This window comes from Arsenophonus apicola (assembly GCF_020268605.1).
In the GTDB taxonomy this organism is placed as follows: domain Bacteria; phylum Pseudomonadota; class Gammaproteobacteria; order Enterobacterales; family Enterobacteriaceae; genus Arsenophonus; species Arsenophonus apicola.
In genome coordinates, this window is sequence record NZ_CP084222.1 from 1,773,118 (window position 1) to 1,798,125 (window position 25,008).

The 25,008-nt window shown below is 41.4% G+C and carries 25 protein-coding genes and 8 pseudogenes; 3 read left to right on the top strand and 30 right to left on the bottom strand.

The genetic code is table 11. From position 1 onward, the window contains the following. Positions 1–89: 89 nt before the first annotated feature. The 4 genes and pseudogenes from LDL57_RS08320 to LDL57_RS08335 form a co-directional block, all read right to left on the bottom strand. A pseudogene (locus tag LDL57_RS08320) lies at positions 90–3,195 on the bottom strand (TipJ family phage tail tip protein); the annotation flags it as partial. Between the two features lie 61 nt (positions 3,196–3,256). Then, a pseudogene (locus LDL57_RS08325) lies at positions 3,257–3,864 on the bottom strand (tail assembly protein). Beyond that, a complete protein-coding gene (locus LDL57_RS08330; RefSeq protein ID WP_225505393.1) occupies positions 3,861–4,574 on the bottom strand; it encodes a C40 family peptidase in 714 nt (237 codons plus the stop codon). The pseudogene LDL57_RS08325 and the gene LDL57_RS08330 overlap by 4 nt, the downstream one beginning before the upstream one ends. A 4-nt stretch (positions 4,575–4,578) precedes the next feature. After that, positions 4,579–5,311: pseudogene (locus LDL57_RS08335) on the bottom strand (phage minor tail protein L). 112 nt (positions 5,312–5,423) lie between these two features. On the opposite strand from LDL57_RS08335, the gene LDL57_RS08340 reads away from it, so the two are divergent. Then, complete coding sequence (locus LDL57_RS08340) at positions 5,424–6,554, top strand: RNA-guided endonuclease InsQ/TnpB family protein (protein ID WP_180559779.1); 1,131 nt, start codon at positions 5,424–5,426, stop codon at positions 6,552–6,554. 48 nt (positions 6,555–6,602) lie between these two features. On the opposite strand, the gene LDL57_RS08345 is transcribed toward LDL57_RS08340, so the two are convergent. The 4 genes and pseudogenes from LDL57_RS08345 to LDL57_RS08360 form a co-directional block, all read right to left on the bottom strand. Continuing rightward, positions 6,603–6,944 (bottom strand): phage tail protein, encoded by a 342-nt coding sequence (locus LDL57_RS08345; RefSeq protein ID WP_180559778.1) that lies wholly within the window; start codon positions 6,942–6,944, stop codon positions 6,603–6,605. A 279-nt stretch (positions 6,945–7,223) separates the two neighbouring features. Continuing rightward, positions 7,224–7,589, bottom strand: a pseudogene (locus tag LDL57_RS08350) (phage antirepressor N-terminal domain-containing protein); the annotation flags it as partial. After that, on the bottom strand, positions 7,586–8,437 hold the full coding sequence (locus tag LDL57_RS08355; RefSeq protein ID WP_225505394.1) for a phage antirepressor KilAC domain-containing protein: 852 nt from the start codon (positions 8,435–8,437) through the stop codon (positions 7,586–7,588). The gene LDL57_RS08355 and the pseudogene LDL57_RS08350, both read right to left, overlap by 4 nt. Continuing rightward, positions 8,412–8,588: an Arc family DNA-binding protein gene (locus LDL57_RS08360; protein WP_225505395.1), complete on the bottom strand. Its 177-nt coding sequence runs from the start codon at positions 8,586–8,588 to the stop codon at positions 8,412–8,414. The genes LDL57_RS08355 and LDL57_RS08360 overlap by 26 nt, the downstream gene beginning before the upstream one ends. A 112-nt stretch (positions 8,589–8,700) precedes the next feature. On the opposite strand from LDL57_RS08360, the gene LDL57_RS18160 reads away from it, so the two are divergent. Next, a complete protein-coding gene (locus tag LDL57_RS18160) occupies positions 8,701–8,967 on the top strand; it encodes an Arc family DNA-binding protein (protein ID WP_375141944.1) in 267 nt (88 codons plus the stop codon). Between the two features lie 172 nt (positions 8,968–9,139). Here LDL57_RS18160 and LDL57_RS08370 read toward each other — a convergent pair whose 3' ends face one another. The 8 genes and pseudogenes from LDL57_RS08370 to LDL57_RS08405 all read right to left on the bottom strand — a co-directional run bounded on the left by LDL57_RS08370 (position 9,140) and on the right by LDL57_RS08405 (position 14,565). Next, positions 9,140–9,499: a hypothetical protein gene (locus LDL57_RS08370; protein ID WP_225505396.1), complete on the bottom strand. Its 360-nt coding sequence runs from the start codon at positions 9,497–9,499 to the stop codon at positions 9,140–9,142. Positions 9,500–9,680: 181 nt separating this feature from the next. Further along, positions 9,681–10,277, bottom strand: coding sequence for an Ail/Lom family outer membrane beta-barrel protein (locus tag LDL57_RS08375; protein WP_225505398.1), 597 nt, complete (start codon positions 10,275–10,277; stop codon positions 9,681–9,683). A 175-nt stretch (positions 10,278–10,452) separates the two neighbouring features. Beyond that, positions 10,453–10,842 (bottom strand): phage tail tape measure protein, encoded by a 390-nt coding sequence (locus tag LDL57_RS08380; RefSeq protein WP_225505400.1) that lies wholly within the window; start codon positions 10,840–10,842, stop codon positions 10,453–10,455. Beyond that, on the bottom strand, positions 10,826–11,350 hold the full coding sequence (locus LDL57_RS08385; protein WP_225505402.1) for a phage tail tape measure C-terminal domain-containing protein: 525 nt from the start codon (positions 11,348–11,350) through the stop codon (positions 10,826–10,828). Before LDL57_RS08385 ends, LDL57_RS08380 begins: the two co-directional genes overlap by 17 nt. A 214-nt stretch (positions 11,351–11,564) precedes the next feature. Beyond that, complete coding sequence (locus LDL57_RS08390) at positions 11,565–13,418, bottom strand: phage tail length tape measure family protein (RefSeq protein ID WP_225505404.1); 1,854 nt, start codon at positions 13,416–13,418, stop codon at positions 11,565–11,567. A gap of 91 nt (positions 13,419–13,509) precedes the next feature. After that, complete coding sequence (locus tag LDL57_RS08395) at positions 13,510–13,884, bottom strand: hypothetical protein (protein ID WP_225505406.1); 375 nt, start codon at positions 13,882–13,884, stop codon at positions 13,510–13,512. An 80-nt stretch (positions 13,885–13,964) separates the two neighbouring features. Further along, positions 13,965–14,327 (bottom strand): annotated as a pseudogene (locus LDL57_RS08400) (phage antirepressor N-terminal domain-containing protein); the annotation flags it as partial. An 88-nt stretch (positions 14,328–14,415) separates the two neighbouring features. Then, positions 14,416–14,565, bottom strand: coding sequence for an Arc family DNA-binding protein (locus LDL57_RS08405; RefSeq protein WP_225505408.1), 150 nt, complete (start codon positions 14,563–14,565; stop codon positions 14,416–14,418). 107 nt (positions 14,566–14,672) lie between these two features. Here LDL57_RS08405 and LDL57_RS08410 point away from each other — a divergent pair, with 107 nt between their 5' ends. Beyond that, entirely contained in the window at positions 14,673–14,867 is a 195-nt protein-coding gene (locus LDL57_RS08410) for an Arc family DNA-binding protein (RefSeq protein ID WP_310740096.1), read from the top strand. Positions 14,868–14,959: 92 nt separating this feature from the next. On the opposite strand, the gene LDL57_RS08415 is transcribed toward LDL57_RS08410, so the two are convergent. The 14 genes and pseudogenes from LDL57_RS08415 to LDL57_RS08480 all read right to left on the bottom strand — a co-directional run bounded on the left by LDL57_RS08415 (position 14,960) and on the right by LDL57_RS08480 (position 24,650). Then, positions 14,960–15,232: a DUF1799 domain-containing protein gene (locus tag LDL57_RS08415; RefSeq protein WP_225505409.1), complete on the bottom strand. Its 273-nt coding sequence runs from the start codon at positions 15,230–15,232 to the stop codon at positions 14,960–14,962. A 26-nt stretch (positions 15,233–15,258) separates the two neighbouring features. Continuing rightward, positions 15,259–15,564: a phage tail assembly chaperone gene (locus LDL57_RS08420; RefSeq protein WP_180560424.1), complete on the bottom strand. Its 306-nt coding sequence runs from the start codon at positions 15,562–15,564 to the stop codon at positions 15,259–15,261. Between the two features lie 13 nt (positions 15,565–15,577). Next, a complete protein-coding gene (locus tag LDL57_RS08425) occupies positions 15,578–16,228 on the bottom strand; it encodes a phage tail tube protein (RefSeq protein WP_180560423.1) in 651 nt (216 codons plus the stop codon). A 49-nt stretch (positions 16,229–16,277) separates the two neighbouring features. Beyond that, on the bottom strand, positions 16,278–16,679 hold the full coding sequence (locus LDL57_RS08430) for a phage tail terminator-like protein (RefSeq protein ID WP_225505411.1): 402 nt from the start codon (positions 16,677–16,679) through the stop codon (positions 16,278–16,280). Continuing rightward, positions 16,676–17,161 (bottom strand): hypothetical protein, encoded by a 486-nt coding sequence (locus tag LDL57_RS08435; protein WP_180560421.1) that lies wholly within the window; start codon positions 17,159–17,161, stop codon positions 16,676–16,678. Before LDL57_RS08435 ends, LDL57_RS08430 begins: the two co-directional genes overlap by 4 nt. Beyond that, a complete protein-coding gene (locus tag LDL57_RS08440) occupies positions 17,158–17,517 on the bottom strand; it encodes a hypothetical protein (protein WP_225505413.1) in 360 nt (119 codons plus the stop codon). Before LDL57_RS08440 ends, LDL57_RS08435 begins: the two co-directional genes overlap by 4 nt. A 147-nt stretch (positions 17,518–17,664) precedes the next feature. Further along, a complete protein-coding gene (locus LDL57_RS08445; protein ID WP_225505415.1) occupies positions 17,665–17,934 on the bottom strand; it encodes a DnaT-like ssDNA-binding protein in 270 nt (89 codons plus the stop codon). Between the two features lie 74 nt (positions 17,935–18,008). Next, the gene (locus LDL57_RS18165; RefSeq protein ID WP_225507504.1) at positions 18,009–18,344 is read right to left on the bottom strand and encodes an Ig-like domain-containing protein; all 336 of its coding nucleotides are present in this window, start codon (positions 18,342–18,344) and stop codon (positions 18,009–18,011) included. 57 nt (positions 18,345–18,401) lie between these two features. Beyond that, positions 18,402–19,264: pseudogene (locus tag LDL57_RS08455) on the bottom strand (major capsid protein); the annotation flags it as partial. Positions 19,265–19,276: 12 nt separating this feature from the next. Continuing rightward, positions 19,277–20,047 (bottom strand): hypothetical protein, encoded by a 771-nt coding sequence (locus LDL57_RS08460; RefSeq protein WP_225505417.1) that lies wholly within the window; start codon positions 20,045–20,047, stop codon positions 19,277–19,279. A 114-nt stretch (positions 20,048–20,161) separates the two neighbouring features. Further along, positions 20,162–21,286 (bottom strand): putative phage head morphogenesis protein, encoded by a 1,125-nt coding sequence (locus tag LDL57_RS08465; protein ID WP_225505418.1) that lies wholly within the window; start codon positions 21,284–21,286, stop codon positions 20,162–20,164. Further along, positions 21,283–22,651: pseudogene (locus LDL57_RS08470) on the bottom strand (DUF4055 domain-containing protein). The gene LDL57_RS08465 and the pseudogene LDL57_RS08470 overlap by 4 nt, the downstream one beginning before the upstream one ends. Next, a pseudogene (locus LDL57_RS08475) lies at positions 22,651–24,135 on the bottom strand (terminase). The pseudogenes LDL57_RS08470 and LDL57_RS08475 overlap by 1 nt, the downstream one beginning before the upstream one ends. Positions 24,136–24,137: 2 nt before the next feature. Then, positions 24,138–24,650, bottom strand: coding sequence for a terminase small subunit (locus LDL57_RS08480; protein ID WP_180560413.1), 513 nt, complete (start codon positions 24,648–24,650; stop codon positions 24,138–24,140). Between the last annotated feature and the right edge of the window lie 358 nt (positions 24,651–25,008).

Sequence of the window (25,008 nt, forward strand, 5' to 3'; positions counted from 1 at the left end):
TTACCTATCCTCACTCTTAGCGCACCAGATCCATCAAACACATCAATTTTATTATTATTAATAACCATCCGACCCTGCCCTTCTTCATAACTATTCATCTCCATAATCCCATTAGCAAAATCAATTTTTATTCCTTTTTTGTCTTTCTCATAATTATCTGATTCTAACGACTCTACTATTTTGGCTCTTGTGATTGCTCCATTTTTAATTTTTGCATTTGTTATCGTTCCATCACCAATAAAAACTGAACTCATAACAACCTGACCGTTTTTGATGGCAAAAACCGGCTCCATCTTGCCATTGGCCGGATTGTATACGATGAATGTTTGGGCGCTAAAGCCAATCTGTGTACTAACTTTACCGTTTTTGAGCTCAGCGCCAATCACCATTCCTGCATCATAAGAGACGCCGTCATAGTGAATCTTGACTAACGATGTCCAAGTTGCAGAAGCCTCACCCTTTTTCATGTCGTACTTAGCTTGTAGTGAATTCTGAGCGGCTGCCCATGACTTATCCGCTGTCGCTCTGACCTGATGGATAGACTCGGCTAAGGCTTTAGTCTCGGTTACCACATAATTATCAACCCTGACAATTTCCGCTTTCATTTTGCCGTTTTGACGCATGAAATACTGCGTATTGCCGTTGAGTCCCTTCGCGTTTTCCAGTATCGCTTCTGTGCTACTGTCTATCCCTTTCTTTAACTGCTTAATCGCTTCCGTATCGTTAATTTTTTTGTCTATTTCATCAATGATACTGCTAGCATCAAATTCTGCCTCACCCCGCACAAATTCTGTCCACGGTGACTGGTTACCGGATTTATCAACCAGTCTTGCGCGAAAATAAAAGTCTGTCCCTGCGGCCAACCCTGACATTTCATGGCTTTTTGAAGGATAAGGTATATCAGCCAGTAACATCAAACCTTCACCGTCATTGGTTTCGCTGTACTGAATCTCTGTTTTTAACGTGTCTTCCGTATTTTCGTTAAATCCCCAGTCTAATTTTATCCCAAACACCAATGTGGAAGCCCTGAAGTTAACAGGTGCAGGAGGTTCGCCTTCCTTACCTTTCAGTATTGTCTCAGGAGCATTCGCCCAGATAGATGAGATATCCGATGAGTTTATGGCTCTTACTCTTACCTGATAGCGTCCGGCATATATCCCTTGAACTTCAAAACTCGGTGTTGACGTTCGAGGTATACTTACCCAGTTATTATTCCCTCTTCGCCATTGTGCCTCATAGGCAATCGCATTTTCTGTGGCATCCCAGTCAACTCTTAACGTTGTAACAGCAATCCCTTGATTGATATGGGTATAAGCAGAGATATGTACGTTCTTTGGAGGTAATTGGACACCAGGGGGGATGACAGTAATGGGTCTTTTATCAATCCTGGCTCCAGCATCAATATGCGCATATTTATCTGGATTATGGAAAGTCCCCGTGATGGTATAGGTATTATCGGCATTGTCCTGAATGCTAATTACGCGATAAAGCTGAATTGCCAGGTCGTTGGCATCTATTGTCCAAACCGCATTTTTTTCAATGGGTTGAGAATAACGGGCTGTTACAGTGATAATATTGTCGTTAACCGTCTGGACTGTTCTTGCTTCTGATTTTCCATCAGGTAAGTTAATGATAAGTCTGTCACCCGATTTAATATCTGCCTTCCTGTCGAGCGTAATTTTTCTCTCATCAACAGATGAAATCCTGCCACCAATAATACGGCCAGCAAGATTTGCGTCTGCCACGCCAATAATCTGCCCAGGCGTTGGGATAGCACCTTCCAGCCCAGTTGAAAAGGTTATCGTCCTGTCATAAGCATTCGTTAATAATATCCAGCGTCCGCGTCGGTTTGCTTCTGATTGTCGAGTGCAACCAATCGCCGAAATATCCGTTTTACGCACACCATAACGACGCTGCAGTTTGCTATCAGAGACCGCCTCAATAGCATCATGACTGTGATTATCGGCATCCGAATAGGAAACCAGTACCTGCGTATAACGGTTTTGCTGACTACCGCCTGAATAGGTCACCTTTCCATCGACGATATTTGCTTGCGTGAAAATCCGAAAGATATCCGATGGCATATCAGCCACCGCTTTGACAGAATTATCCGCCCAAAACGTCATACCCCTAAAAATACCCGCAATATCACGCAATACCTGATAAGCCGATTCCTGAGACTGAATATAAATATCACATAAAAAACGAGGCTCTTTACCTGAACCACCCTGACCGTCAGGGACGTATTCATCGCAATACTGGGCTATCTGGTATAAATCCCACTTATCTATCTGTGTGCTATTAATCCGTTCTCCACAACCGTAACGGTTATTTAAAACCAAGTCATAAAAAATCCAGGCTGGATTGTTCGTCGCGGCTAGCTTGAAAGTTCCATTCCAGACACCCGAATAAGTTCGGTTTACAGGGTCATAGTTTGAGGGTACTTTTACCAGTAAACCACCTTTGGGACGCAAGCTGACTTTGGGGATGCGATTATTAAATTGTCTTGCGTCAAAGGTGATAAACAATAAAGCGGTATTAGGATATCTTAATTTTGCGTCAATCACCTCAGTAATGGCTGCAACAACCACTTTATCGGCAATTCGCGCCGTATTTTTGTTAGGAGTGAGGCGACGAACACGCAATTGCCAGCCGGTTTTGGCTACAGGCAAATCGATACGGTGCGTCCGCTGATATTCGCTGGTTGTTTTTCCATCAAAGGCAGCCCGCAACACTTCTTTGTAGCCACTCCCATCCGCTGACAGGTCAATGGCATAATCAATACGGTAACCGGAGGTATCGCCATTATCGTGTTGTTCTAGAAGTTGTGGTACAGAGAAACGTAACCGAATAGCTGACAGCTGGATATTATTTATCGACCTGATATACAGTTGTTCATCTTTTAATTCCCTGCTTATGCTAATCTCATTGTCAACTGACGGAATGCCTTTGATGTATTCTTGTTGCTCACTGCCCGGTCGAAACTCCCACGTCACGCCCTCGAAGTTTTTACTGCCGTCAGCATTACCAATAGGCGTACCATCAAGAAAAAATACGGGTAGCATCTAGTCCGCCAGCAATTTCTCCCTCAGAGATAGCAAAGAGTAATTTTGCGGTTGATTCTGATAGCAAGCTATCGGGTGACTCTACGGGGTTATGCCCACCGCCATCACCACCTTTTGCCCCAAAAAATAAGGTTTGTCATATTTTACCCATAGAAAAAGCCGCCTCAGCGACTCAAAGTTCTTGATTAATGCTATCTTTGGTCTTCGGTGTAAATCCCTGCGGATATAATTGCCCCACCTATCTCTTTTCTATCCAAGGTATACAGCAACGGCACTGGATTACCCTGGGCAGTCGTATTCACTGCACCACCAAACGCATAAGACGGTTTATTATCGGCATCCTGACGAACCGAAGCTCCTGGCGGTTGCGGTGACAACATTTGTGCTATACCGCCTAATGCCATTGATGCCCCACCTAACGCTAAAGCACCGCCCATAAAACCGCCTGCCCCAAAGGCTGCCCACCCAACAGGCCCCAACATCATTGCTGCGCCTATCATGGCTACCCCTAATATAGTTTGGAACAGTCCTCCGTTTTGCTTCCCTTAATTATCGGGGCAATACGAATATCCTGTGTTGTATCAAGGTGAAACTCATCTTCGCCGATATTATGCTTTCCCTTGAAGACCGCAAACTCGACGCCTCTCAAATGGGCATCAGCCAGATAACGCTCAAAACCTGAGTAAAGCACACATAATGCTTTAATGGCTTCTTTTGGGGAGCTGATGGCCAGTTGATGGACGCGTCCATATTTTGTGCCCAGTTTTCCATATAACCTGACGGTTCTCAGTTCACTCATGCCCATTCTTTCCTTCTGACAATCTTGACGGTTCGGTCACGCCAGTAATCACTGTAGGGCGTGACACGGCTTAATTGCCCGTACAAATGATGCAGTAGCATGCCGTTATCCAGCAAAATACCTGCATGATTGGCGACATCAGACTGAACCTGCATAATGACCACATCACTGACTTTGGATATGTCATTAATTTCAACAAAACCTTCTTTGATGAAATTCTCCATATAACGATTTTCACCTTGCTCCCACCAAGGATAAGTGACACTATAATTATTCAATGTAATACCGTGTTCTTGCCGAAAATAATCAACAATCAGCGTCCAGCAATCGGAGTAACCCAAAACAAACGTTCTTCCCGTTAATTCACGCTCACCTCTTGGTTGAATTATACGCAAATCCCCCTCAGGCCACGACACAATTACCCACGGTAATTCACTAGCATCGCATTGCAGATTATCTATTTCACTTGGGTGTGTTGTCACGCCATCGCCACAATGAGAATGGACGATAGCAACCGGCAGTCCCCAGTCTTCCGCATTGGCATAGTCTTCTGGTGATAATTCGAATTGTTCAGTGGGATTTGCAGCAAGATTACGGCAAGGAAAATAGCGTTTCACACGACTCTTTTGGCAAATTACCCCACAGGCTTCCTGCGGAAATACCTTTTTAACGTGGTTGAATATTGCTTCAGTAAGACTTTTTGTTATCATCTTATCAAACCTGCCGCAGGAATCCGCCAAAATCCAAGGGCACATTTTCACCAAATCGTTTTTTACAATCGCTCATCAGACCACCACAAACATCTAAGGCGGGGTCATCCACCGAATTGCCTTTCTCATCAAAATAGCGTTTACCATTATAGGCACACCCATTACCTGAACGATACCAACCCCGCATGCACCAGTAACAGAGATTATGAATTTGACGTACTGGCAACATAACGCCTTGTAAATCAAACGGGCAAGCCAGTTCAAACTGAATAATTCCCCCCGCTTCTTCATGACTTTTTCGGTCAACATAAAATACTTGCTTAAAGCATTCATCAGGATTCTCAGTAGGATTATCATCAGGAAATTTTTCCTATCCAGATAATGCGAAAAGGTCTCATAAATGGTTACTTTTGCCTGAACCATATCATCAAATTCCAGGCACAGTGATGATATCAGACTATCAATATTACCCACTTTCAGTATCGGTCTGGCTTGGCTGCCTTCACTACTTTTGATAAACCCGAAATTTCATAAGGCCATGCGCCATATTCGTTACCTTGCCACCAGATAGGCTTCGGTTTTAATTTATCTTCTGCCTTTTCAATTTCCTCGGGTGTGTAACGAAGGTTGTAAGCATGAAAACGCAAAACAGGGCCACCAAATGCATTGCCGTCTACTTCCACCAACTGGATTTTTTCACCGGGTTCTAATTTTTGCACATCTGAATGGATTATCATCAATAATGCCCTCTGGAAACCTTGCCCTTCAGGGGGAGGAGGAAAGAGGGAACTAACATTACTTTTACTATATACATTTACAACCTCACATATTTAATGTGATAATGTGAATATGAAGCGCGCCTATAAATATCGGTTTTACCCAACATCTGAACAAGTTGAGCTTTTAGCTAATACGTTCGGCTGCGTGCGTTTTGTCTATAACTCAATTCTTCGCTGGCGCACCGATGCCTACTACGAAAGAAAAGAAAAAATTAGCTATATTCAAGCCAACGCACGATTGACTGCCTTAAAGAAAGAAACGGATGTACAATGGCTTAACAGTGTTTCTTGCGTACCGTTACAGCAGGTTTTACGACACCAACAAGCAGCTTTTTCTAACTTCTTTTCAGGGCGCGCCAAATACCCGACCTTTAAAACCAAACACCACAAACAATCTGCTGAATTTACCGCTAGTGCGTTTAAATACCGTGACGGCAAGCTGTACATAGCGAAAAGTAAAGAACCTTTAGATATTCGCTGGAGTCGAGAACTACCTTCAGCACCTTCAACTGTTACCATCTCTAAAGACGCATCTGGACGATACTTTGCGTCCTGTTTGTGTGAATTTGAACCAATATCACTACCTGTTTCTGAAAAAATGACAGGTATTGATATTGGCTTAAAAGACTTGTTCGTCACCGACACCGGATTAAAAACCGGCAATCCCCGCCACACCACTAAATATTCGAAACGATTAGCTTTACTACAACGCCGTTTGAGCAAAAAGAAAAAAGGTTCAAACAATCGTACTAAAGCACGTTTAAAAGTTGCAAAACTCCATGCGAAAATAACTGATTGCCGACTGGATAACTTGCATAAGCTATCCCATAGACTGATTAACGAAAACCAAGTTGTCTGTGTTGAATCCCTGAAAGTAAAAAACATGATCCGAAATCCTAAGCTATCTAAAGCGATAGCTGACGCAAGTTGGGGCGAATTTGTTCGCCAAATTGAATATAAGGCTAATTGGTACGGGCGCACTATTGTTGCCATCGATCAGTGCTTTCCTTCGTCAAAACGCTGTAGCGATTGCGGATATACACTATCTAAATTAGCGTTAAATATTCGGTCGTGGCGCTGTCCTGAATGTGGCGTTAATCATGACCGAGATATTAACGCTGCTAAAAACATAAAAGCCGCTGGTCTAGCGGTGTTAGCCCTTGGAGAGCCTATAAGCCCTAAATCGCTTAATGCGGCTTAGGTTAGGCTCTGTGAATTGGGAATCCCCTTCCTTTAGGTAGGGGAGCAGTCAAGCTGAGAAAGCCTCCTCAAACGTGGCTGATATTTTCATGACATCACGCGCAACCGGAGTCATCTTGATCGAATCAGCTTTTACCCGATACACTCCCTTGACACCAAAAGGGGGAATCCAGATAAAAGACTTTGAAGTGTGTTGGCGAATAAAATCAAAGATAGGCATCACTTCGGCTTTTTTACCTAAATAAGAAAATGGCCAGGATTGCGATTCGGGATGAATGCCATCGGCTGCTACCTGTTTGTAACCATCACCAAATTCAACTTCTTTGATTCGGTGCCTGTACTCGCCCGTTGGGCTGTCTTGTATCTGGGTTCGCCATCTAAATTCATCCATTAACTTGACTCCATAAAAAAAGGCCACCTGAGCAGTGACCTGTAAATTATACGATGATTGATTTGTTACGTATTACCACTCATTGTGCAGTGACAACAGTTTATCCTTACGAATAATTAAGTACCCTGCACGATGAGCCAACTCCAAGAAAGAGTCCAGTGTTAACAAATGCTCATTTTCGAGCACCATGTCCGTGCGATAAATTTGATTATTTTTTATCGTAATCAAAATTCTACCACTTTCTCCTGAAAAGCGATTAAGCACCAATAATTTATCTTCTTTTTTCCTGACTTCTCCGGTCATCCAATACTCATAGAGAACATCATCACACTCATCCTGATAACGGACAACTTTATCCCTGATTTCTGCTTTTACTTTATTCGGGCTAATAGTCGATAGCCAGCCCGCAAGTTTACGAAGAGCAAGACAAATCATACTCCGTTCTTTGCCATCTCCAGCAACCATGGTGATTTCCACCATAGTTGATTTGAAACGCTGTTTAATCTTAACAAACTGACTTTTCCAGTCTAATCCCATACCTTCAACAATGGGCTTCATGGGTACATATGGCTCGTTATTGTAATTCACCACATACAAATCATCACCGTAAAATGAGACATTAATTGTAGAGAGAGCGTTATTCATGCTGCCACCTCCACGCTTAACAGTTTTGCCAATTTAGCAATTCCTTTTGGTGTGATACGAACCTGTGTTTTAGTTTCATCAATCCCATCATTTCGGGTAATCATTGTCACTTTATGCTCAATCAACCCCTGTTGAATCTTTTCCTGATAACCAATCCACGGGCTGCCTAATCGTCTGTAAATCCATTTATTTTCACTTAAGAAATCAAACAGGGCTTTGGGACGTATTTGTAGTTGCTTGGCTGTATCAGTCACACACATAGCACCATCGGATTTTGCTATACGTTCTAATGCTTCTACATCGGGCTTCATTACTGCTATTTGATGATCACGCTCAAGGATTTTTTCACTATAATTTAGCAATAAGCCTCTCATTACGGCCGGATCATTTAATGCAACCATAGGGTCTATCACAACAGGCGCTAATTTTCCCGCTTTAAAATCTAAAAAAGTTTGATTAACTTTGATACGAAAATCAGGACGTATCCATCCAGCATATTCAATAGCAATAATTTCATGGGCAAACGTACCACCATTTTTTCCCTCAAAGCTAACTAGACAAATTTGTCCAGTTTGTTTTTCTAATTCTAAAATCAATGCTTTGGCCGTTTTATTACGCAGAAATTTAGCAGGAGCTTTCTCTTCTCCTAAACCACTCGCTTTGTGTAATGCATTCAAATTAAAACGACCTTCGATATCAGTACTAATTTCAACTCCAGAAATGACAGGAAGATTTTTATTTGCTATAGTCATAGTGTTGATCTCTTCATTCGTGGTTAACATTTTATAAACCCCAATGGTTGCCGCCGTTGGGGTTTTTGCTTTATTTCCCAAACATTTTTTTATCATAATTAATGCTCCAAACAAGTCTTTGAATAATTGCTGAATTTAAAGACAAACCTTCTTCTTTTGCTTTTCTTTCAACTTGAGCTTTTACTCCCTTTGGTAACCGTAATGTTAACTTTTCTGTTGCTCTTTGAGTATATAGTGAATCATTCATTTCTTTTCTCCTTTATAATGGCTATTTGCCATTAGAGTCAATTTAACACGATTGACAATAAAGTCAAGTAGCCACCATACTATTTTTATTAAAAATGCTATTGGTCTAAAAAATGAAAAAATTCCCAAGTCAAACTCAAGATAAGTTTACAGTCAGATTTCCTGATGGAATGCGAGATGCTATAGCTAAAAGAGCTGAAGCTAACGGACGTTCAATGAATTCAGAAATAATCAAAATCTTGCAAAATACATTAGATAATAAAAATCAAATTAATTTTTCTGAAGATACGGTAAAATTCGTTGCCATTAATATAGGAAATAAAGGCGAGCATTTGTTAACTATTGATTTGGATAAAATAAAAAAGTTTATAAAAAAATAAACGCACATGTGCTCCAGATATTCTGTAAATGAAACTTACAGATTGGATTGAAGTTTTTTAATCAATAAGTGAGTTATTTTTATTTTCTCAAAACTTTCACTCATCCTGAAATCAGGTTAATAATACAATTTATTAACAATAAAACTTTTCTATAAATATCCACTTCAAAAACCTACTTACAAAGTTTAATGACTTCTTTTCTATTAATTTCTAAAGCGTATGCCCCGCCAGTTGTTTTATACATTTTTGCTAATGATCCTTCTTTTAACTTTGTTATATCAACAAAAATTATATCGTGCCAACTAAAGACTGTTATAATATCTCCAAAATTTTCAGTATGAGTCGTATTGTCCCTTTCCATTAGCGTCCTTGTATTTGTCCAACCATCATAAATACATTTTGCTAATTCTTGAGGAGATTTATTGCTATAAACTTCAAACAAAGGCTTATCTAGCCTCACTTCATTTGGTGTTGACATACATCCATTCAAGGCTACGATAGAGATAAATCCAATAATTAACTTTTTCATCATTCCTCTATTATATGTTCATGTTCATTTTTCAATTTATAGTCTTCTTAGAATTTTCATTATATTGTTGCTAAAAAAATAAACAACTTAGCGGGTAAAACTTATAATGTAGGTAACTTTGTTGCCTTAAGTTAACCTGACAGTTATCACATTAATAGCGAGTAACTGTCAGGTGAGCTACAGCTTAAAACTTATATCCTAAACCAACCGTGAATGCATCCGTCTTCCACTCGCCACTGCCTGAACGTTCATAGCCTACATCAACGGTAACTCCCTCGTAAACATTCACTTGCATACCAACGCCGTAGGCCAGGTCATTTCTACTGTCACTATTTGAGCGTTTTTCGTCTTTAATTAACTTACCGTTTTTAAAAGCATTCCCACCAAATTCATAAGACATTTTTTTGTTTGCCAATCCGACTAGCGCATAAACGTTAATATATTCATTAAATCGATAAGTAGGACCAACCATCAATGAGATATATTTTCCCTTCACGCGCCCATCAACTCTAGAATTGTCTTTCCCTTTATTTGTGGTTCCAAACGCTGAAGTACCGAAATCACTCTCAGAGTAAGATGCTGAACCAATAACACCGAACCCATCATTTAACTCATACGTGTAGCGTATAAAGGCACCGCCTGGATTAGAATAATCATCAGAATCAACTCTAGCTGAAACCCCTAAACTGTTAGAAATAGCATCACCAGCAAGTTTGTTTGACTGATTTAATAAATTAACATCCTTTTTAAGTCCATCTGATTTAATCTGTATGTATCCCATCGAAAGCGTACTCTCACCACCCTTTGCGATTACAGCGCCAGAAAATAGGGTTGGGATTAAAAACAGTAACGTTTTTTCATTGTTTTTCCTTTGATTTTACGTTTGGCCAATACTGACTTAGTCTAAATTGATGCCAAGCATAACAAAAGTGAAATTTTTTCCTATCAAAATGCGCTCATCGATTAATACCCCGCCCATTGACTGCCTTGATAATTTTATGCAAATCACCTCCATCTCGACTCTCTGCCACTAAGACCGATTTGATTTTCTGGGTTAAGGATTGCTCCGCTGCGCGCATATCGACATTGGAAGGGCTGGACTGCTGCGGTTGACCGTCAACATGAATACCGCCTAAATTGACATTAACACCGTTTGTTACGGGTTGCATGCCGTACATGGGCGTTGAAGATGTGCTCACATATCCGCCAGACGCATAACCTCGCTTACTTCCATCCATCAGGCGATACAGGTTAGCGATACCTAACCGCTGAGTCGCTTCTTTGGTAAATACAAATTCCCCACCGTGAACGATACCTTTCGGGTCATATTTACCCCCACCGCCCACATATCCGCCTGATGAAAAACCAAAATATTAGCAATCGCTCCTCCAACTCCGCCTGTTTGTCCACCAAAGCCGCTTTCATCGCCTGAAGCATCGCCATTTGCGTCATTAACTTCACAATCATCTCAAGTAATGATTTAGTGAAGTCAGCAAAATTAGACTTCCCCGTCACTAAAAAATCCGTCAGTGATTGACTCATTCCTTCAAAGGCAAATTTGGTAACATTCGCAACATTGCCATAAGCATCCCTCGCTTGTTGTTCAAAATTTGAAAATCCTTGCTTAATCCCTGCTTCCCAGTTTTTCCGCAATGACTCCTCATTTTTGTATTTCTCATCAATCAGTGAAAGTCCTCGACCATACTCAGGATTTTCTTGCTCAATCCCTTTACGGGCCATTTCTTCACGATATTTCTTTAGTTCTTGCTCCTTCGCTATTTGAATCTCGGTTTTGCCAATGCTCTCCAGCCTGAGTCTTATTTCTTCTTGCAATCCATCATTCGATAACCGCAAGGCATTGAGTTGTTTTGTTTCTCAATTTTATCGCCTATCTGTGCAGCTTCACGCTTCTCAGAGAGAATGGCTTCTTTTTAATAATAATGACCGCTCATCTTCACTCAGACGGCGTTTGTTTGTGCCACTTTTGGCCTCTTCAAGAATGACTAGCTGGTTTTCTGTTTTGAAAAGTTCCCTGCGTTGCTGGCTGATAATCCCAACATATTGACTTTCATCCTGTAATGTTCGTAATTCTGCCTGCAGTGCTCTGTTTCTGGCTTGCGCTTCTTCTTCCCAACGTGTTGCCTAAAGATGGGCGGTATGCATCAGCTTTTGAGTCTGAACTTGATTTTTCTTTCGCATAACGGGCATTTTCACGCCTTATCGCTTCATCGATAACGGATTTTGAACCACCCGAATTTCTTATTCTTTCAAGCTCACTTTGATGCTTTTCTTCCGCATTTTCAAATTTGTGTTTGAGCTCCTGGTCAACCCTAAAACGTGCTTTCTCTGCCTCTTGAGCCCTTACCGCCGCTTGTTTTCTCTGATTTTCAATATCCTGTTGATATTTTTTCTCTTTCAGTAAATCAAGTTCACGCCTTAAATCTGTCGCTGTTTTCCCTGAGGCATTATAATAATTTAATCTTGCAACCGGATTTACCTGGAATGCAACTAATTTTTCCTCGTAATCACGTATCTTCTGGTCTAATGTGTGTTCACGACCAATATCTAACATGCTATCCCAAGCGAGTCTTGCTTTATCTTTAACCACTGCCCAGGCTGACTCAAGATAACCTAAATTCGCTTTTATCTGCTGAGTTCTATTTTTCGTTGCAGTCGCATAGGCTTCCATGGCAACTTTAGCGGCTTCATGCTTTCTTCCCTGTTCCTGTAATGTCGATATTTGCGCTAGTTGCGTTGTAGTCAGAAAATGTAGGCTTTTGTCAAGTTCGTTAATCGCTTTAACTGGGTTATCTTTAATGCGCTGGAACTGTTTTATTGTTTCATCAACAGATTGACCCACCAATTTTTCCATTCTGGCAGCGACATTGGCAATATTATCAATTTCATTGCCAGAAAATGAACCTGACCCCACAACTTTAGTTATTACATCCGCCATTCCACCTTGTGTTATGCCATCTGCTGACAACTGTTTGGCCAACATAGCAAGTTGCCCTGCCGTTTTCCCTGCATACCCACCCGTTAAAATGAGTTTATTGTTAAATTCACTAAACTCTTGTGAGCCTTTATAAGCGGCGATGGCAACAGCTGCCGTAACACCTGCCAATCCTCCCATCAACAATCGGGTAGGGGTTAATATTGAGCCTATTGCTTTAAAGGCATTACCAACACCACCAAACGAGTCTTTAATCTGTCCACCTTGCTGCACCAATACCATCCAGGCCGGTATACCGGAAGCCAATGAGGTCACCACATCGGTCATCTGCATAGGTAACATACGCATTGCATGACGATATTGCCCCATCGTTACCGCGCCATTCATAAACGCTTTTTCTTGTTCTTTTAATTTGGCAATCATCGGCGCTGCCTGTTGAGAAATGCCCATCTGCGCCGCTTTTAGTTCAAGAACTTCAGTTCGCGTCTTGCCTATCGTGTCTGATTGCTGTTTTAATGTGTTTAGAAAATTATCAGCGGCTAACTTCGCTCGTTTTGAAGCTTCTTCCTGTGCAAGTAGCGCCCTCCCTTCTGCGGTCAGCGCCAGATTCATCCGGCTTAGCTTATCTCTCGACTCTTCTAGTATCGTGTTGTAATCAATAAACTGGTCAAGGGGGAGTAAACCTTTTTGATGTGAAGCGGCGAGTTTACGGCTAATTTTATCCAGTTCATCAAACGCTTTATTGGTGGGATTAATTCGATTTAACAGGTCATTAAGTTCACTTTTTTGCGTCTTAATGGTTTCAGTATTTCTCAGTGAGGCCAGGCTGACTTTTTTTAATCCGCCTTCCAGATTTGAGGAAGCCTTTTCAACCTTTTCCGCTGTTCCCTGAAAGGACTTTAACTTCTGTTCACCTCTTTCCAAATCCGCCGTGTTTACTTTTAATGAAATCGTGGCGATATCGGTCATACCGGATTCCTTGCAACAAAAAGCCAGCACAGGGCTGGCGTAGTAATTGATTTATACCTTAAGGTGCTCAATTGATTGATGTATCGTTTTCTCAGTTGATTAATCGCAAGAGATTCTCTTTGACAAAGTTTCGGCGTTCCGTTTCATCAGCAAGCACGACAACCCCGCGTCTTTCTAAATATTCCATTAATGTCTCAATATCCCCGATAAAATAATTAGAAGGGACGACTTCTGTCCGAGTTACACTACCGTTTTCATAGTCAAGAATAATTCTTCCACAAATAGCGGGTAAATTATTTTGCAAAGGAGCTTTGCCGATGAACTCACCCTCAATCGGTACACGAGCAGCAAGAGACAGTGCCTCAGTAAATTTTTCTTCGGCGATTTCTTTGTAGCTGCAACCAAAATGGCTTTTCAATGCTGACCAGAGTGTGATGGTTGCCTTGCCCTGATGTTCATGTGGCACGCTTTTACCACGCGTAAGCACCAGTTGTTTGATGGTCTCTTGCTGTTCTACTGTAATACATCCAGCAATTTGCTTAACTTTTTACGTGGTTTAGCTTTAACCTCACCCGTAGTCCAATACTCATAGAGCACATCATCACACTCTTCTTGATACTGAATAACTTTGTCACGGATTTCTGACTTAACTTTGTTTGGACTAATGGTTGCCAACCATCCAGCAAGTTTACGCAGAGCTAGGCAAGTCATATTGCGCTCCTTGCCATCCTCAGCAACCATTGTGATTTCCGCAATAGTTGAATTAAACTTTTGTTTTAACTTAGTAAATTGGGATGCCCAATCCATTCCCATGCCATCAACAATAGGTTTCATTGGCACGTACGGTTCGCCATTATAATTTACTACATATAAATTGTTACCGTGGAAAGGTACGTTAATTGTTGATATAGTATTCATAGTTCGTTTCTCTAAAGTTTCGGACTAAAACTGAAGCCCTGACTACCACTAATAGTTGGGGCTTCGACCATTTAAGCAATTACAACCCTTCTTTCTTCAAACTCTCTTTCAGTCTTTGGACTATTTCTGAGTTTAGCGATCTTCCTTGCTCTTTTGCTACTTTCTTTAATGCCTCTTTTACTTCTGACTGCATCCTCACGCCTATCGGCGCAATATCTCTTGTTTTCATAACCATTAATCCATACACAAAGATATCATTATAGTAACACGGTGATAATATGAAGTCAATTTTTTATTGGCTACACTGTGCATTCAATTCACAATATAGGTGGAACTATGAAAGGAATGAGAAGCATTACTCCATTTGGTGTAAGAATGCCAGACGATCTTAAAGAAAAGCTAACAGTAAGAGCTGCCCAAAATGGCCGTTCCTTAAACTCTGAAATAGTTATGATATTACAGTCAGCGGTAAATGAAACCTCTACAAGTAAAACGATTGAATCTATAGCAAAACAGAAGCAGATAAAATAAAAGAAGCTTTAGAAGAAACTTTAACTAAATTATATAATGATAAAAAATAACTAGCATAACGATTAATAACTTATGGGTATTAGTAATCAGGTTTATTGGTGCATTATCGCTAAGGCTTTCGCTTCCATCACCCGTATATCATTAAATAAAGCGCCTTTATCCTGATTAATACCCAAATAATCGATGACGTCGGATAACACGCTGTAATCCAGCCCTGTGGGGCCATTCGCCCCCATTCGCCACTGAGTACGAAGCGCATTAAAAGTAAGATAAGCCTCCCAGACATCTGGCCAAACTTCGACCTCGCTGTCTTCCGGCGTAAAACCAAAGGCAGCTTCAAAGTTGCGGATATCGGTCTCGGTCATGCCGCCATACATGGCCTCAACGACCGCTAGAAGTTTTTTTCGCGTTGGCCTAATAGTTCGCTATAATACGTTGTACTAATGGCGCTGGCAGCTGAGGGATAGTTGTCAAATAGCAGCTTTAAATTATCAGCGTGATAAGGCTCTTCAATCGCCCAGTCAGCAATAATCTGCTGGTAAAACTCATCAATCGGCATTTCACGCATGGTTTCCAGTTCACTCATGGCTTTGTGATTAAAGGTGAAGGTCACCACCTCTGGCTCTTTTTTGCCTGCCACCGGAATGAGGACATTGGCTTTAAACGTTGGCTTGGGTATCAATGTAAATTTCGCCATGCTGCATCCTTAATTATACTGCATAGATTTGCAAATCAGATTTAAGTGAGAAACGGGCTACCACGTTTTCAACCTCGTTGATGGCCGTATTGGGCACGCGCTGGAAAGAGACCGAAGCAGTAAAATAACGATCCTCACTGGCACGTTTATTGAAAAAACGCATTGCCGTAATTTGCTTGCTGTCATCCAGTTTCATCAATAACTTACGAATAGGTAATTTTGCATCATGTGCAAAGGTATAAACCTGCGTGATACCGTTTTTAAAGGTATCAACGGTTTCTGCCTGTTCATCTTCCAAAAACTGAATTTCCTGCGTTTGCTGCTCACCGCCCTCCGTCGATAATGTCATGACTTGCGGCATCGCCTCCCATTCTTCCACTTTCTTCAAGCTTCCTTTAGCCCCACCAACGGGAAAAACGGCTTTATCGGTGGTATCGATTGATTCCAGTGTAATACTGGTATCAGCTGCTTTTTTCACTTTGAAAGCGCCTGACATTTTTTTCCAGCCACAATCAATCTGGACAATATCGCCCGTTTTAATACTGCCAATCGAATTGACAGTTAATACCGCCTCTGTCGCATTGGTAGCCGCCGTAATTGTTATCTCATCCGCATATTTACTAGCTACATAAACACGCGAACCATTAGGAATATTATATGCCATGATAAAACCTCATTATTGGCTGTTGAAAAACCACCATATGGCGGCAATGTTATATTGTAGAGTGACAACGATAAGGAACGCTGACAGGAAGGATATAATTTACCTGATCACAGATTGCTGGAAATAAACATGGCTCGCCGTTTAAAAAAAGATTATCGGTCAACGAAAAACCGTTTGTTAGAAAATTTATTAAACGATTAGCGACATTCATGACCAATGCGTCGCCCGTTCCTGCTTTGCCAACTACATTTATCTGTATGACACCGCTAAATACAGGCATATCGAGCGATAAACTCAAATTATTCGTTGTCGCTGGCATGGTGTGTAGTTGTAAATAGGGTTCATTGATATCATCGAATTCACAATTTGGCCAGGCAACCTTGATATTTTCAGACTCAGCAAATTGAGCAATATGTGCCCGTATCGCGGTATTAATGGTTAATGGGTTCATCCTTTACGCTCTGCGATGGCCTGATGAAAAAACTGCTGAAATTCTTGTGCCGTGAGCCGTACCATACCTTTCGGTGCCTGTTTTGAATGCCCCATCTCAAGTCGATAAGCATAAGGAACCACATTGGAAAAATAGACTGACTTCATGCCCACTTTAAACTGACCAATAACATGATTGCCCTCAGCTTGTGTTACCTCGCCACTTTTATCTATTCGTCCCGTTTCTTTCATTGGTACTTCATCAAACGTCACTTGCCAGTTGCCACGAAACCTTCCCCCCGTATACCCTGCAGGCTTCCTTTCTTTTCCTTTTCCCTTTCCGGCTATTTTAGCATTCACTTGCCAGATAGAAGGATTACCGACAGGCGACATCATGACTAACCTTGCAAGTATCTTAATGAATGTCACCTTTGTAACCACTTCCATTTTTTCTTCTGCTTTACTGACAAACGCATTAATGGCGGCTGTAAAATTGTTTGTCATATCAAGCTCCTCAATTGTGCAATGAAACAAATAGTTTGGCGTTGGGGCTTTATCTCTTTTACAGCAATCACTCGATGATTTCTGTTATCGATGATAATGATATCCCCCTGTTGAATATTACTCTTTGCATGCGCAATGAATTTAATATCACTGGTTAAAACGAGGGAATTGTCCACTTCATTGATAGCAAACTGTGTCTTTACTCCGACCGCCTTTAATACCATATCGGGTTCGATAATTTCCTGACCCTTTTTATCAACATAAAATTTGCCTTTTCTTTTTAAGACATACTCCATGCCGTACTGCTTTATCAAGCGCTCAGTCGTTTTACCCATTCGAGTATAAAGATTCATCATCACCTCACCGAAAAGGTGTTGATGGCAAATCCAGAACGTATATCTAACAAGCCATTAAGCAAACCATTTAACCAGGCAAATTTGGGTAAACCCGAATTTGTCCCCGAGGCATATTGGACCGTGATAGCCCCTCAATACGTTCTGTGGTCACTTCGCCCCTAACGTTGGCTGTAAATCTTCGTTCTCTGACTCAATCGCCAGCCGACACTGGGCCATAATGAGTTGCTTAGGGATGGCGTCATTCTCAATAGGCACACCGTCATAAAATAACCCTGTGCGTGGGAAGGATAGCGGTTGGGTTAAGTGGGTTCGTTTTCCTAACCATGGCTGTGACGTTAAATAGTCCATCGCACTCCACCAGCATCGACTCAATATGTGAGCCATCAGTGGGTATATCAATTCCTCTTTCACGGGCATAGCGCTTTAGATCCTCAACGCTGGCATAACTATTAAATGTTGGCGAATTTTTATCCGAATCAATCATATTCACCTCAAAAAAGGGACAAAAGTCCCCTTAACTTTATTTTTTCTTTATGAAAAGTGATACTTTCTGTGGTGCGCATCTCACCATCTACTGTCGCAGTGACGGTAAATTGTCCTGCTGTACTGGCGGTTAATTTGACGCTGGACTTACCCTTTGCATCGGTTTTAGTCGCCGCTTTACTCAATTTTCCACCTGTGCTTGACCACTCAACATTGCCACCCTGAACAGGTTGATTATCTTTTGAGTAATCAAGTGAAATGGTCACCGCATCGCTGTTATTGGCTGTCGCGGTGGTTTTATCCACAGATAACCCTAAACTCGCTTCATGCTGCAATTTTATCATTACGCCTGCCGTTAATTTGTTACTGGTGAAATGTTTCTTCCAGTTGCCAGCTGTGCCCAATTTTGTCAGATCAGGATTAGTCCCTTTTGATTCATCCCAGCTGTAACCGAGCACGCCCACATTTACCACGCCTTCACCCCGATAGCCAACGCCTAAATTTTCCTGATCGTTGATTTCATAAGAGCGAAAATTAGGTTCCTGTGATTCCGTGATAGTGATAGCCCTGGGACTAACCCAAATATAGCATCAACAGGCGCAGTATCGGTGACTAATACGGGTTTACCTAGCGTTCCAGGTTGGCCGCCGTAAATTACCACGCCTGCTTCTTCATAAACCTTGTTATCAATCGCCTGATCAACAATGTCAAAATAGGTTGTTGAGTGCATGACAAACAGATTGACACGGTTGAATTTATCCCCGTATTTGCGTAACCCCTTAGTGAGGGTCTTCTTGCCATCGGTAGCAATATTAGCTGTGACCATCATATCCGTATTAGCGCCAATCGCAGCCCCCAATGCTGCTAGGGAATACTTGATATAGCCCTCAAGCGAAGCATCAGCAGCATCCGTACCCACAAGCTCAGAAAATTCTGAAACATCCCTGCCACGTCGTTTAAATGACTCTTCGGTGATTTCATAGGGCCATATTTCCAAGGGGCTTTAACGTCAACGGATTCTCCCGCACCAATTTTTCTTACCGGTAACTTTATCCGTAGAATTCACGTCACGATGTTCAATCGAACCGCTTATCTGATAAAATGCCCGTTTACGTAAATCGCCTTCAATAAAAACATTATCCAGTACAATTGCGCCATTTGATGCCTGATTAAACACCTCAAGATTATCTTGTCTGCGCTCTAAAAATGCGGTTTGAGCCAAATCATTATAAATAATTAAATCACTATTAACCGTCGTTGCCATTATATTAATTCCTTACTTTGGTAATCCCAGATAAGCTTCACGACCGAATCGCCGGATATATGCGGCCTTATCAGATGAAGACATCTGAGAACGTTTAAAATGTGCGCCCCCTGACTTACTATCCCCTGAACCTGTACCGGATGCAGAAGGAAATAAATGGGGGGCACTTTCTTTTAGCGAATCAATCCACTCAGCGGGGGTTAAAGGTGTACGGCCATCTTTACCCATAATCGGATTGTTTTCCTCATCAACAGCGACGGCCTGACCTTCGTCATTGATTTTAAATATGCCCTTGGCACGTAATATTAAATCTTCCTGAGCACTGGCTAACGCGCCGGATTGACTTGCAGCTGCACGAATTTCATCGCCTAAAACCCGACTGCGGAATTTATTGGCAAATTCTTCTGCCTTTTCCGCCCGTCGCTTCTCAGATTGTAGTTTTTTTTCTACATCATGGCGCAATCGTTCCGTGCGCTTATTGATAACCTCGTCAATCTTGCCTTCGGCAATCAACTTCGCTTCTTCATCATTGTCAAAACGTTGCAAAATGCCTTTGACCTGTTCAGGATCGATTCCTTCAAAGCGCTTTAAATTATCAGTTTGCTTTTTGAGCAAACCGAGTAATTCACTATTTTTTGCCTTTAGTCCTGTCACCTGCTCATTAATCTGCTTATCAATAATAGCCTGAACTTCCGGTGTGATTGCTGTGCCGCTAGCCCCGCCACCACCATTCGGGTCTTCTACTGATGAATGATAGTTGCTACCGATGTTTAAAATGCTCATTATGTCCCCTTGGGATTTTATCTATGCGCCTTGCGCGTTAAATTACCTCAGCCCTAGGCCGAATTTAGCAAACAAAAAGGCCACCGAAGTGACCTTGATTGCTATGTATACTGGTTAAATTCCCATCCCAGCTTCTTTAAATGCCTGTCCATCTATCTTTCGTAATTGTGCCAAAGTAATAAACTCACCTTTATCGCTATAAAACTGGGCCGGATGCATGCCACCCTCTTTCATTAGCCGGTAGCGTACTTCACCAAATACCTGCTTTTGTCGCCAAGCGGATTGTCGTTGTATCCATTGAAGAAAGGTTGTCTCGGCTGGTGTTTGTCCATCCATCGAGGCCCGAGTGTTTTCGTCCATTTCATCAACATCAATTCCCAATTGACGCCATGATTTAGTGATCAATGTTTCAGTCGAACGACAATTCCAGTGAATTTTTCCTGGTCCTTGCAAATAGGGCACTTTATGGCCGATTGGCTTACTTTCAAGGGTATATTTCAATCGATCGCGAACAATACAGGCATGAGAGGTTTTGTTGTCCAGCGTCGATAACCACTGCTTACCCTCAAGGAGTTTTTTATTAGCCTCTGCAAACTGATTTCGGGCGGTGGCTTGTAGGTGATTAATTGCGGTTTTGGCAATACTGGTTGCATTTGCCCGACTGATTTGTAGTGCACCGTCTTTATAGCCTTGCTTGACATTACCACGTATTTTACGACCCATTTCTACAGCGCTATCGCCATTCAAATACCCATTGCGAACGGTATTATTAATGCGCGTCATGCGGTCTTTTTCCAGACCCTCAGCCCACTCAGATAACAGTTTTCCCTGCAATGGGCGCGCCATCACCGCTGCATAAAGCATATCTGTGGTGAGACTCATCAATGGATATTGACGAAGAACAACCTCTGGCATTAGAAAATCAAATAAAGCGGGATAATAATCTACCTCATATTGTGCATGCGCCTTCATCTCGCCCTTTAAAAGGAAAACGCGTTGGCTACCGCATTTTTTATTAATAGCCTTAACACTGGCGAGCAAAGATTCTAATCGCCTGACAGTAAAACTATCAGCATCGATATTGGCATCATCCAGTGCCACAATTAAGGATGCACTGAGCTGAGCGTCAAATGCATTCAGGGTGTTAACCATCTTTTTAGCAACCCCACTAGCATAACGACCAGAAAACAGCGAGTGAGCAAGTAATTCATCCATCAGGCGCTCATTCACCGTTCTCATCGCTCACCTATCATAGTGGGTTGCTGATTATTGAGTTCATCCACCACCACATCAACCTCATCAGCCGGATTGATAATGTCAAATTTTTGCAAGTTACGCACCAGGTCAGATTGACGAATGGCGCTAGATTGCCAGGCTGACACTATCTCACGTATCATCGTGCTATCGGCAATGTGATTGACCAAGTCCCTATTAATTTCAAATACGCATTTATCAGGTTCAGCACCCGCATATTCAGCGCACCACTTTAACCCTTTAGTTAAACCTTCTGAGACATTCGCGCAACAGATACTCAGGACAGATGTTTGTGCACTTAATTCACCCACTGATTGAATAACGGTTTTCACTTTATTATCAGCAGAAACTAATTGAGCGCCCAACCCCACCATATAATCACGCTTACTGTCCATCGCTTCTTTCGCTAGCATGTTAGGCTGTGCTTGAATGTAACCACAGGAACCTTGCTCAGGTAACAAAATGGGTGAGCGGGAGCCGACTAATATACCCTTTTCTCTAACCAGTCACGCCATTCATCTTTCAAGCCGCTAATATAGGGTTGCACCTGACCACAGAAAAAAACCGAATCTTCATAATCGGCGGAATTTCGATAATGACCCAAATTGATTTTGGCGAGTCAAGTAACGGCGCTTCATCAATAGTGTGATCATTATTTTGAGCACCTATAAAGGTAAACGGGATCTCCTCCCAAGCACCTGAGCCACCGCGATCAGGGATATATTCAACATCTATTTGGTAAACACTGTTTCCTGCAGGTTTTCGATAAACGCGACAGATAAATTTCCCTTTTTCAATAGCCAGAACACGATATTGAATGGTATCCTTGAATCCAAAACCGTCTTGTTCTTCTACTGTTTCACGTAATACCACCAGAGTTAAGCGATTACGACCATTAATGCGTTGCATTCGCCAGTTGATAATATCTTCGGCTTTGTATTGAAAAAAATAGACTTGCTTTGACTCGTTATTATAATCGACATATAAGCCATGTCGTCCCACTTCCAAGACGGATTCCAATGACGATTGGGCTAACTGATAAAGACTTGAACCCGCTCCATCAGCATCCTCTTTCAGATAAGCCAGTCTTTCATCAATCTCAACCAGCGGATCTTTTTTAAAAGCCATTCCTATCATCCCATTACGGGTATGACCGGTTATCGGATAAAACACCGCACGATCTTGATAATCGCTATTACGTTTCCTTTTGCGTTCTTTATTCGATTCTTCTAATATCGGCAGATAGTTTTTTACTGAATCATCCCCTTTACAAACTGTCCGAACTAATGCCCATTGCAACACAAACAATTTATATTCAGGACGGGTAAAATCAACACTAGACATACTCATTAGAATGTGGTTCCTAAATTAATCTCAAAGGCGGGACGCTGTTTATTTTTCGGCTAATCGCAAAATATCGAAATGCATCAGCATCATGTGACGTAAAATCATGTAGGGGTTTATCTTTCCAGCAACCCAGCTTGTCATCCCACTCTTTGCGATAAGCTTCTAAATGAGCAACTCCATCGGCACATCGATGTTCATCAAATACACAATTTGGCAATATTTCACGTACCGCCTCAATCCCTTCATCAATGGAAAGTTTTGGCACTACATCAAATCGTATTGCATATTTCTGCCCATCAATCTCATAGCCTTCTCTGGCAATTTCACGCCTGGATTTTGCGTCAGAACCAAATTCACGATTATCAATATCATGAGGTGCATTGTGACTGGCGTAGGTATAGCCTTTATCTTTCAGTATCTTCATGTAATGCCGCAACCCTTCACCACTATTTGAGTAATGATCAATAATATGAAATTCATTTCCCACTTCACGTACAAACCATATTGACGTTGAATCACCTACCCCAATATCCCAATATGTATGTACTGGCAAATGGCTGTTATTAGGCAATGTCCCAATGCGTTTATTTTGATAAAGATAACGAAACTGCCTGGCATAGTAGGCGCCTTCTACTGATTGTTGGAAAGCTTCAGCGGGAAGTGAGGGATATTCCCGCTTCATATCATCACCAAGCGTTTTCTCTTTGCGTAATACCAGGCTTTCTGTTTGTCGGTTAACCAAATGCCATGTTTGCCGGACAGCTCAGTGAAATAATCAATTAGCCGCTTTGGAATGGGCTCAACCGGATCAATTGCATAATTATTGTTTTCCCACCATGGGAAGAAAAAGAATTTCCAATCGAGCTGTGAAAGTTTTTTTACTTGAAGTTGTGCTTTTCAGCAGACTGACAATAATCATAAAAGTAACCAGATCTTCCCTCGCCCGTGCTTTCTATAGTGACAAAGCAATCATTGGATACCGCTTCAAAAGCACCAGTTACAATTTCACGTGCCTTATCAGGATATTTTGCACAAATCTTGCCAAATTCAGAAACATGCAGATAACGCAATGTACCACCGCGAAATGAAGTACTAATGTAAAGTGAACCCCCTTTATGGAATACCAGCTCACCCGCTGAATCATTACTGGCTGGGTTAGCCGCTTTTATTTCATCCGGTAGTCGCTCATAAGCGTATTTGGTTTTTTCTCTGAATAATCGCCTAGCATCATTAAGAGTATGCGCAATTAATGCACACCTGGCAGATTCAAATAACGCCGCATCAAGCTGAATAATACACACTTCAGTCGTAAACCCTAGCTGACGCGCCTTTAGAATGATATTTCTGGTATGCATTCCTTCAAAATAGAATAACTGCTCAGGGGTCATGTCAAATCGAATTGGTTTTCCGGTTTTATCCGTTATCCAATAAAGATGATTTAGTCGCCAAAGCTTATCGCGCAATAAAGCTAAATGTTGTGGCTTCATAGTTATTTTTGTGAAAGTTCGTCCATAAGATTAGATAACGTTCCGACCACATCATGCTCATTTTTTACTTGTTCTCTAAAAGCCTGTACTGAGACATGCTTGCCAAGTAACTCAAGGTTTTTAACTTTATCTGGCCACTTTACTTTTTTGAGCAATGCTTCTGCACCATCAACTCGTATGGCTGCAATATCTAAACCGCTTAATGTTGTCCGCCAAACTTTAGGCCAATCTTTGATCGGTCTTAAATCGCCAGAATCGGTCAGAATATCGAGTACATCCATTTGGTCGATCTCAACCAGCCGCTTAAGCACGTAGTCAGCATTAACCTCAATGCGATTCTTACGTTCTTCCATGAGGGTTTGTATGCGTTTTTGAATGTTGAGTTTTGCTAAGTTTTGGCATGCGATATCTTTTGCTGTTTTTTCACTGTACCCGGCTCTAATTGCTGCCTGAGTCGCATTCAAATCAATCAGGTACTCGCGACAAAATGCTTCCTGCTTGTCTGTGAGTGCCATATCTTTACCTTGTTTGTTTTAATTTAAAAAATTTCACAATATGATCAGTGTATTTAATGAATGCCAATAAGAATATTATGCTGGTTTGATTTGTGTAACATCGGGAATATTTGAGACAGCACATCGAATAAACTTACATAAAATGCTGATAATTTCACTTTTATAGAATTTTTATTATTTTACAAAAAAGTTATTTAAATGTTAAATTAAAGAGATATTATTAGTAATAATATTCATTTTCTTCTGGGGGATAAAACATGAAATCATTATCCAATGCATTGATTATTTCGATTGGTTTTTTAAGCATTAGTCCTTTTTTTTGCTGTAACCCAAGAGCCAATAATCGATTATCCTACTG

Excerpts from the sequence above, each read along its gene's own strand:
- LDL57_RS08410 (WP_310740096.1), top strand. The coding sequence starts at position 14,673 with ATGAAAGGAATGAGAAGCATTACTCCATTTGGTGTAAGAATGCCAGAC.
- LDL57_RS08440 (WP_225505413.1), bottom strand. The coding sequence starts at position 17,517 with ATGATGAATCTTTATACTCGAATGGGTAAAACGACTGAGCGCTTGATA.
- LDL57_RS08340 (WP_180559779.1), top strand. The coding sequence starts at position 5,424 with ATGAAGCGCGCCTATAAATATCGGTTTTACCCAACATCTGAACAAGTT.
- LDL57_RS08355 (WP_225505394.1), bottom strand. The coding sequence starts at position 8,437 with ATGATAAAAAAATGTTTGGGAAATAAAGCAAAAACCCCAACGGCGGCA.
- LDL57_RS08480 (WP_180560413.1), bottom strand. The coding sequence starts at position 24,650 with ATGGCACTCACAGACAAGCAGGAAGCATTTTGTCGCGAGTACCTGATT.
- LDL57_RS08465 (WP_225505418.1), bottom strand. The coding sequence starts at position 21,286 with ATGAGAACGGTGAATGAGCGCCTGATGGATGAATTACTTGCTCACTCG.
- LDL57_RS08420 (WP_180560424.1), bottom strand. The coding sequence starts at position 15,564 with ATGGCGAAATTTACATTGATACCCAAGCCAACGTTTAAAGCCAATGTC.
- LDL57_RS18165 (WP_225507504.1), bottom strand. The coding sequence starts at position 18,344 with ATGATAAAATTGCAGCATGAAGCGAGTTTAGGGTTATCTGTGGATAAA.
- LDL57_RS08435 (WP_180560421.1), bottom strand. The coding sequence starts at position 17,161 with ATGACAAACAATTTTACAGCCGCCATTAATGCGTTTGTCAGTAAAGCA.
- LDL57_RS08425 (WP_180560423.1), bottom strand. The coding sequence starts at position 16,228 with ATGGCATATAATATTCCTAATGGTTCGCGTGTTTATGTAGCTAGTAAA.
- LDL57_RS08345 (WP_180559778.1), bottom strand. The coding sequence starts at position 6,944 with ATGGATGAATTTAGATGGCGAACCCAGATACAAGACAGCCCAACGGGC.
- LDL57_RS08370 (WP_225505396.1), bottom strand. The coding sequence starts at position 9,499 with ATGATGAAAAAGTTAATTATTGGATTTATCTCTATCGTAGCCTTGAAT.
- LDL57_RS08415 (WP_225505409.1), bottom strand. The coding sequence starts at position 15,232 with ATGACCGAGACCGATATCCGCAACTTTGAAGCTGCCTTTGGTTTTACG.
- LDL57_RS08445 (WP_225505415.1), bottom strand. The coding sequence starts at position 17,934 with ATGCCCGTGAAAGAGGAATTGATATACCCACTGATGGCTCACATATTG.
- LDL57_RS18160 (WP_375141944.1), top strand. The coding sequence starts at position 8,701 with ATGAAAAAATTCCCAAGTCAAACTCAAGATAAGTTTACAGTCAGATTT.
- LDL57_RS08375 (WP_225505398.1), bottom strand. The coding sequence starts at position 10,277 with ATGGGATACATACAGATTAAATCAGATGGACTTAAAAAGGATGTTAAT.
- LDL57_RS08360 (WP_225505395.1), bottom strand. The coding sequence starts at position 8,588 with ATGAATGATTCACTATATACTCAAAGAGCAACAGAAAAGTTAACATTA.
- LDL57_RS08430 (WP_225505411.1), bottom strand. The coding sequence starts at position 16,679 with ATGAACCCATTAACCATTAATACCGCGATACGGGCACATATTGCTCAA.
- LDL57_RS08330 (WP_225505393.1), bottom strand. The coding sequence starts at position 4,574 with ATGATAACAAAAAGTCTTACTGAAGCAATATTCAACCACGTTAAAAAG.
- LDL57_RS08390 (WP_225505404.1), bottom strand. The coding sequence starts at position 13,418 with ATGACCGATATCGCCACGATTTCATTAAAAGTAAACACGGCGGATTTG.
- LDL57_RS08405 (WP_225505408.1), bottom strand. The coding sequence starts at position 14,565 with ATGAAAACAAGAGATATTGCGCCGATAGGCGTGAGGATGCAGTCAGAA.
- LDL57_RS08460 (WP_225505417.1), bottom strand. The coding sequence starts at position 20,047 with ATGAGCATTTTAAACATCGGTAGCAACTATCATTCATCAGTAGAAGAC.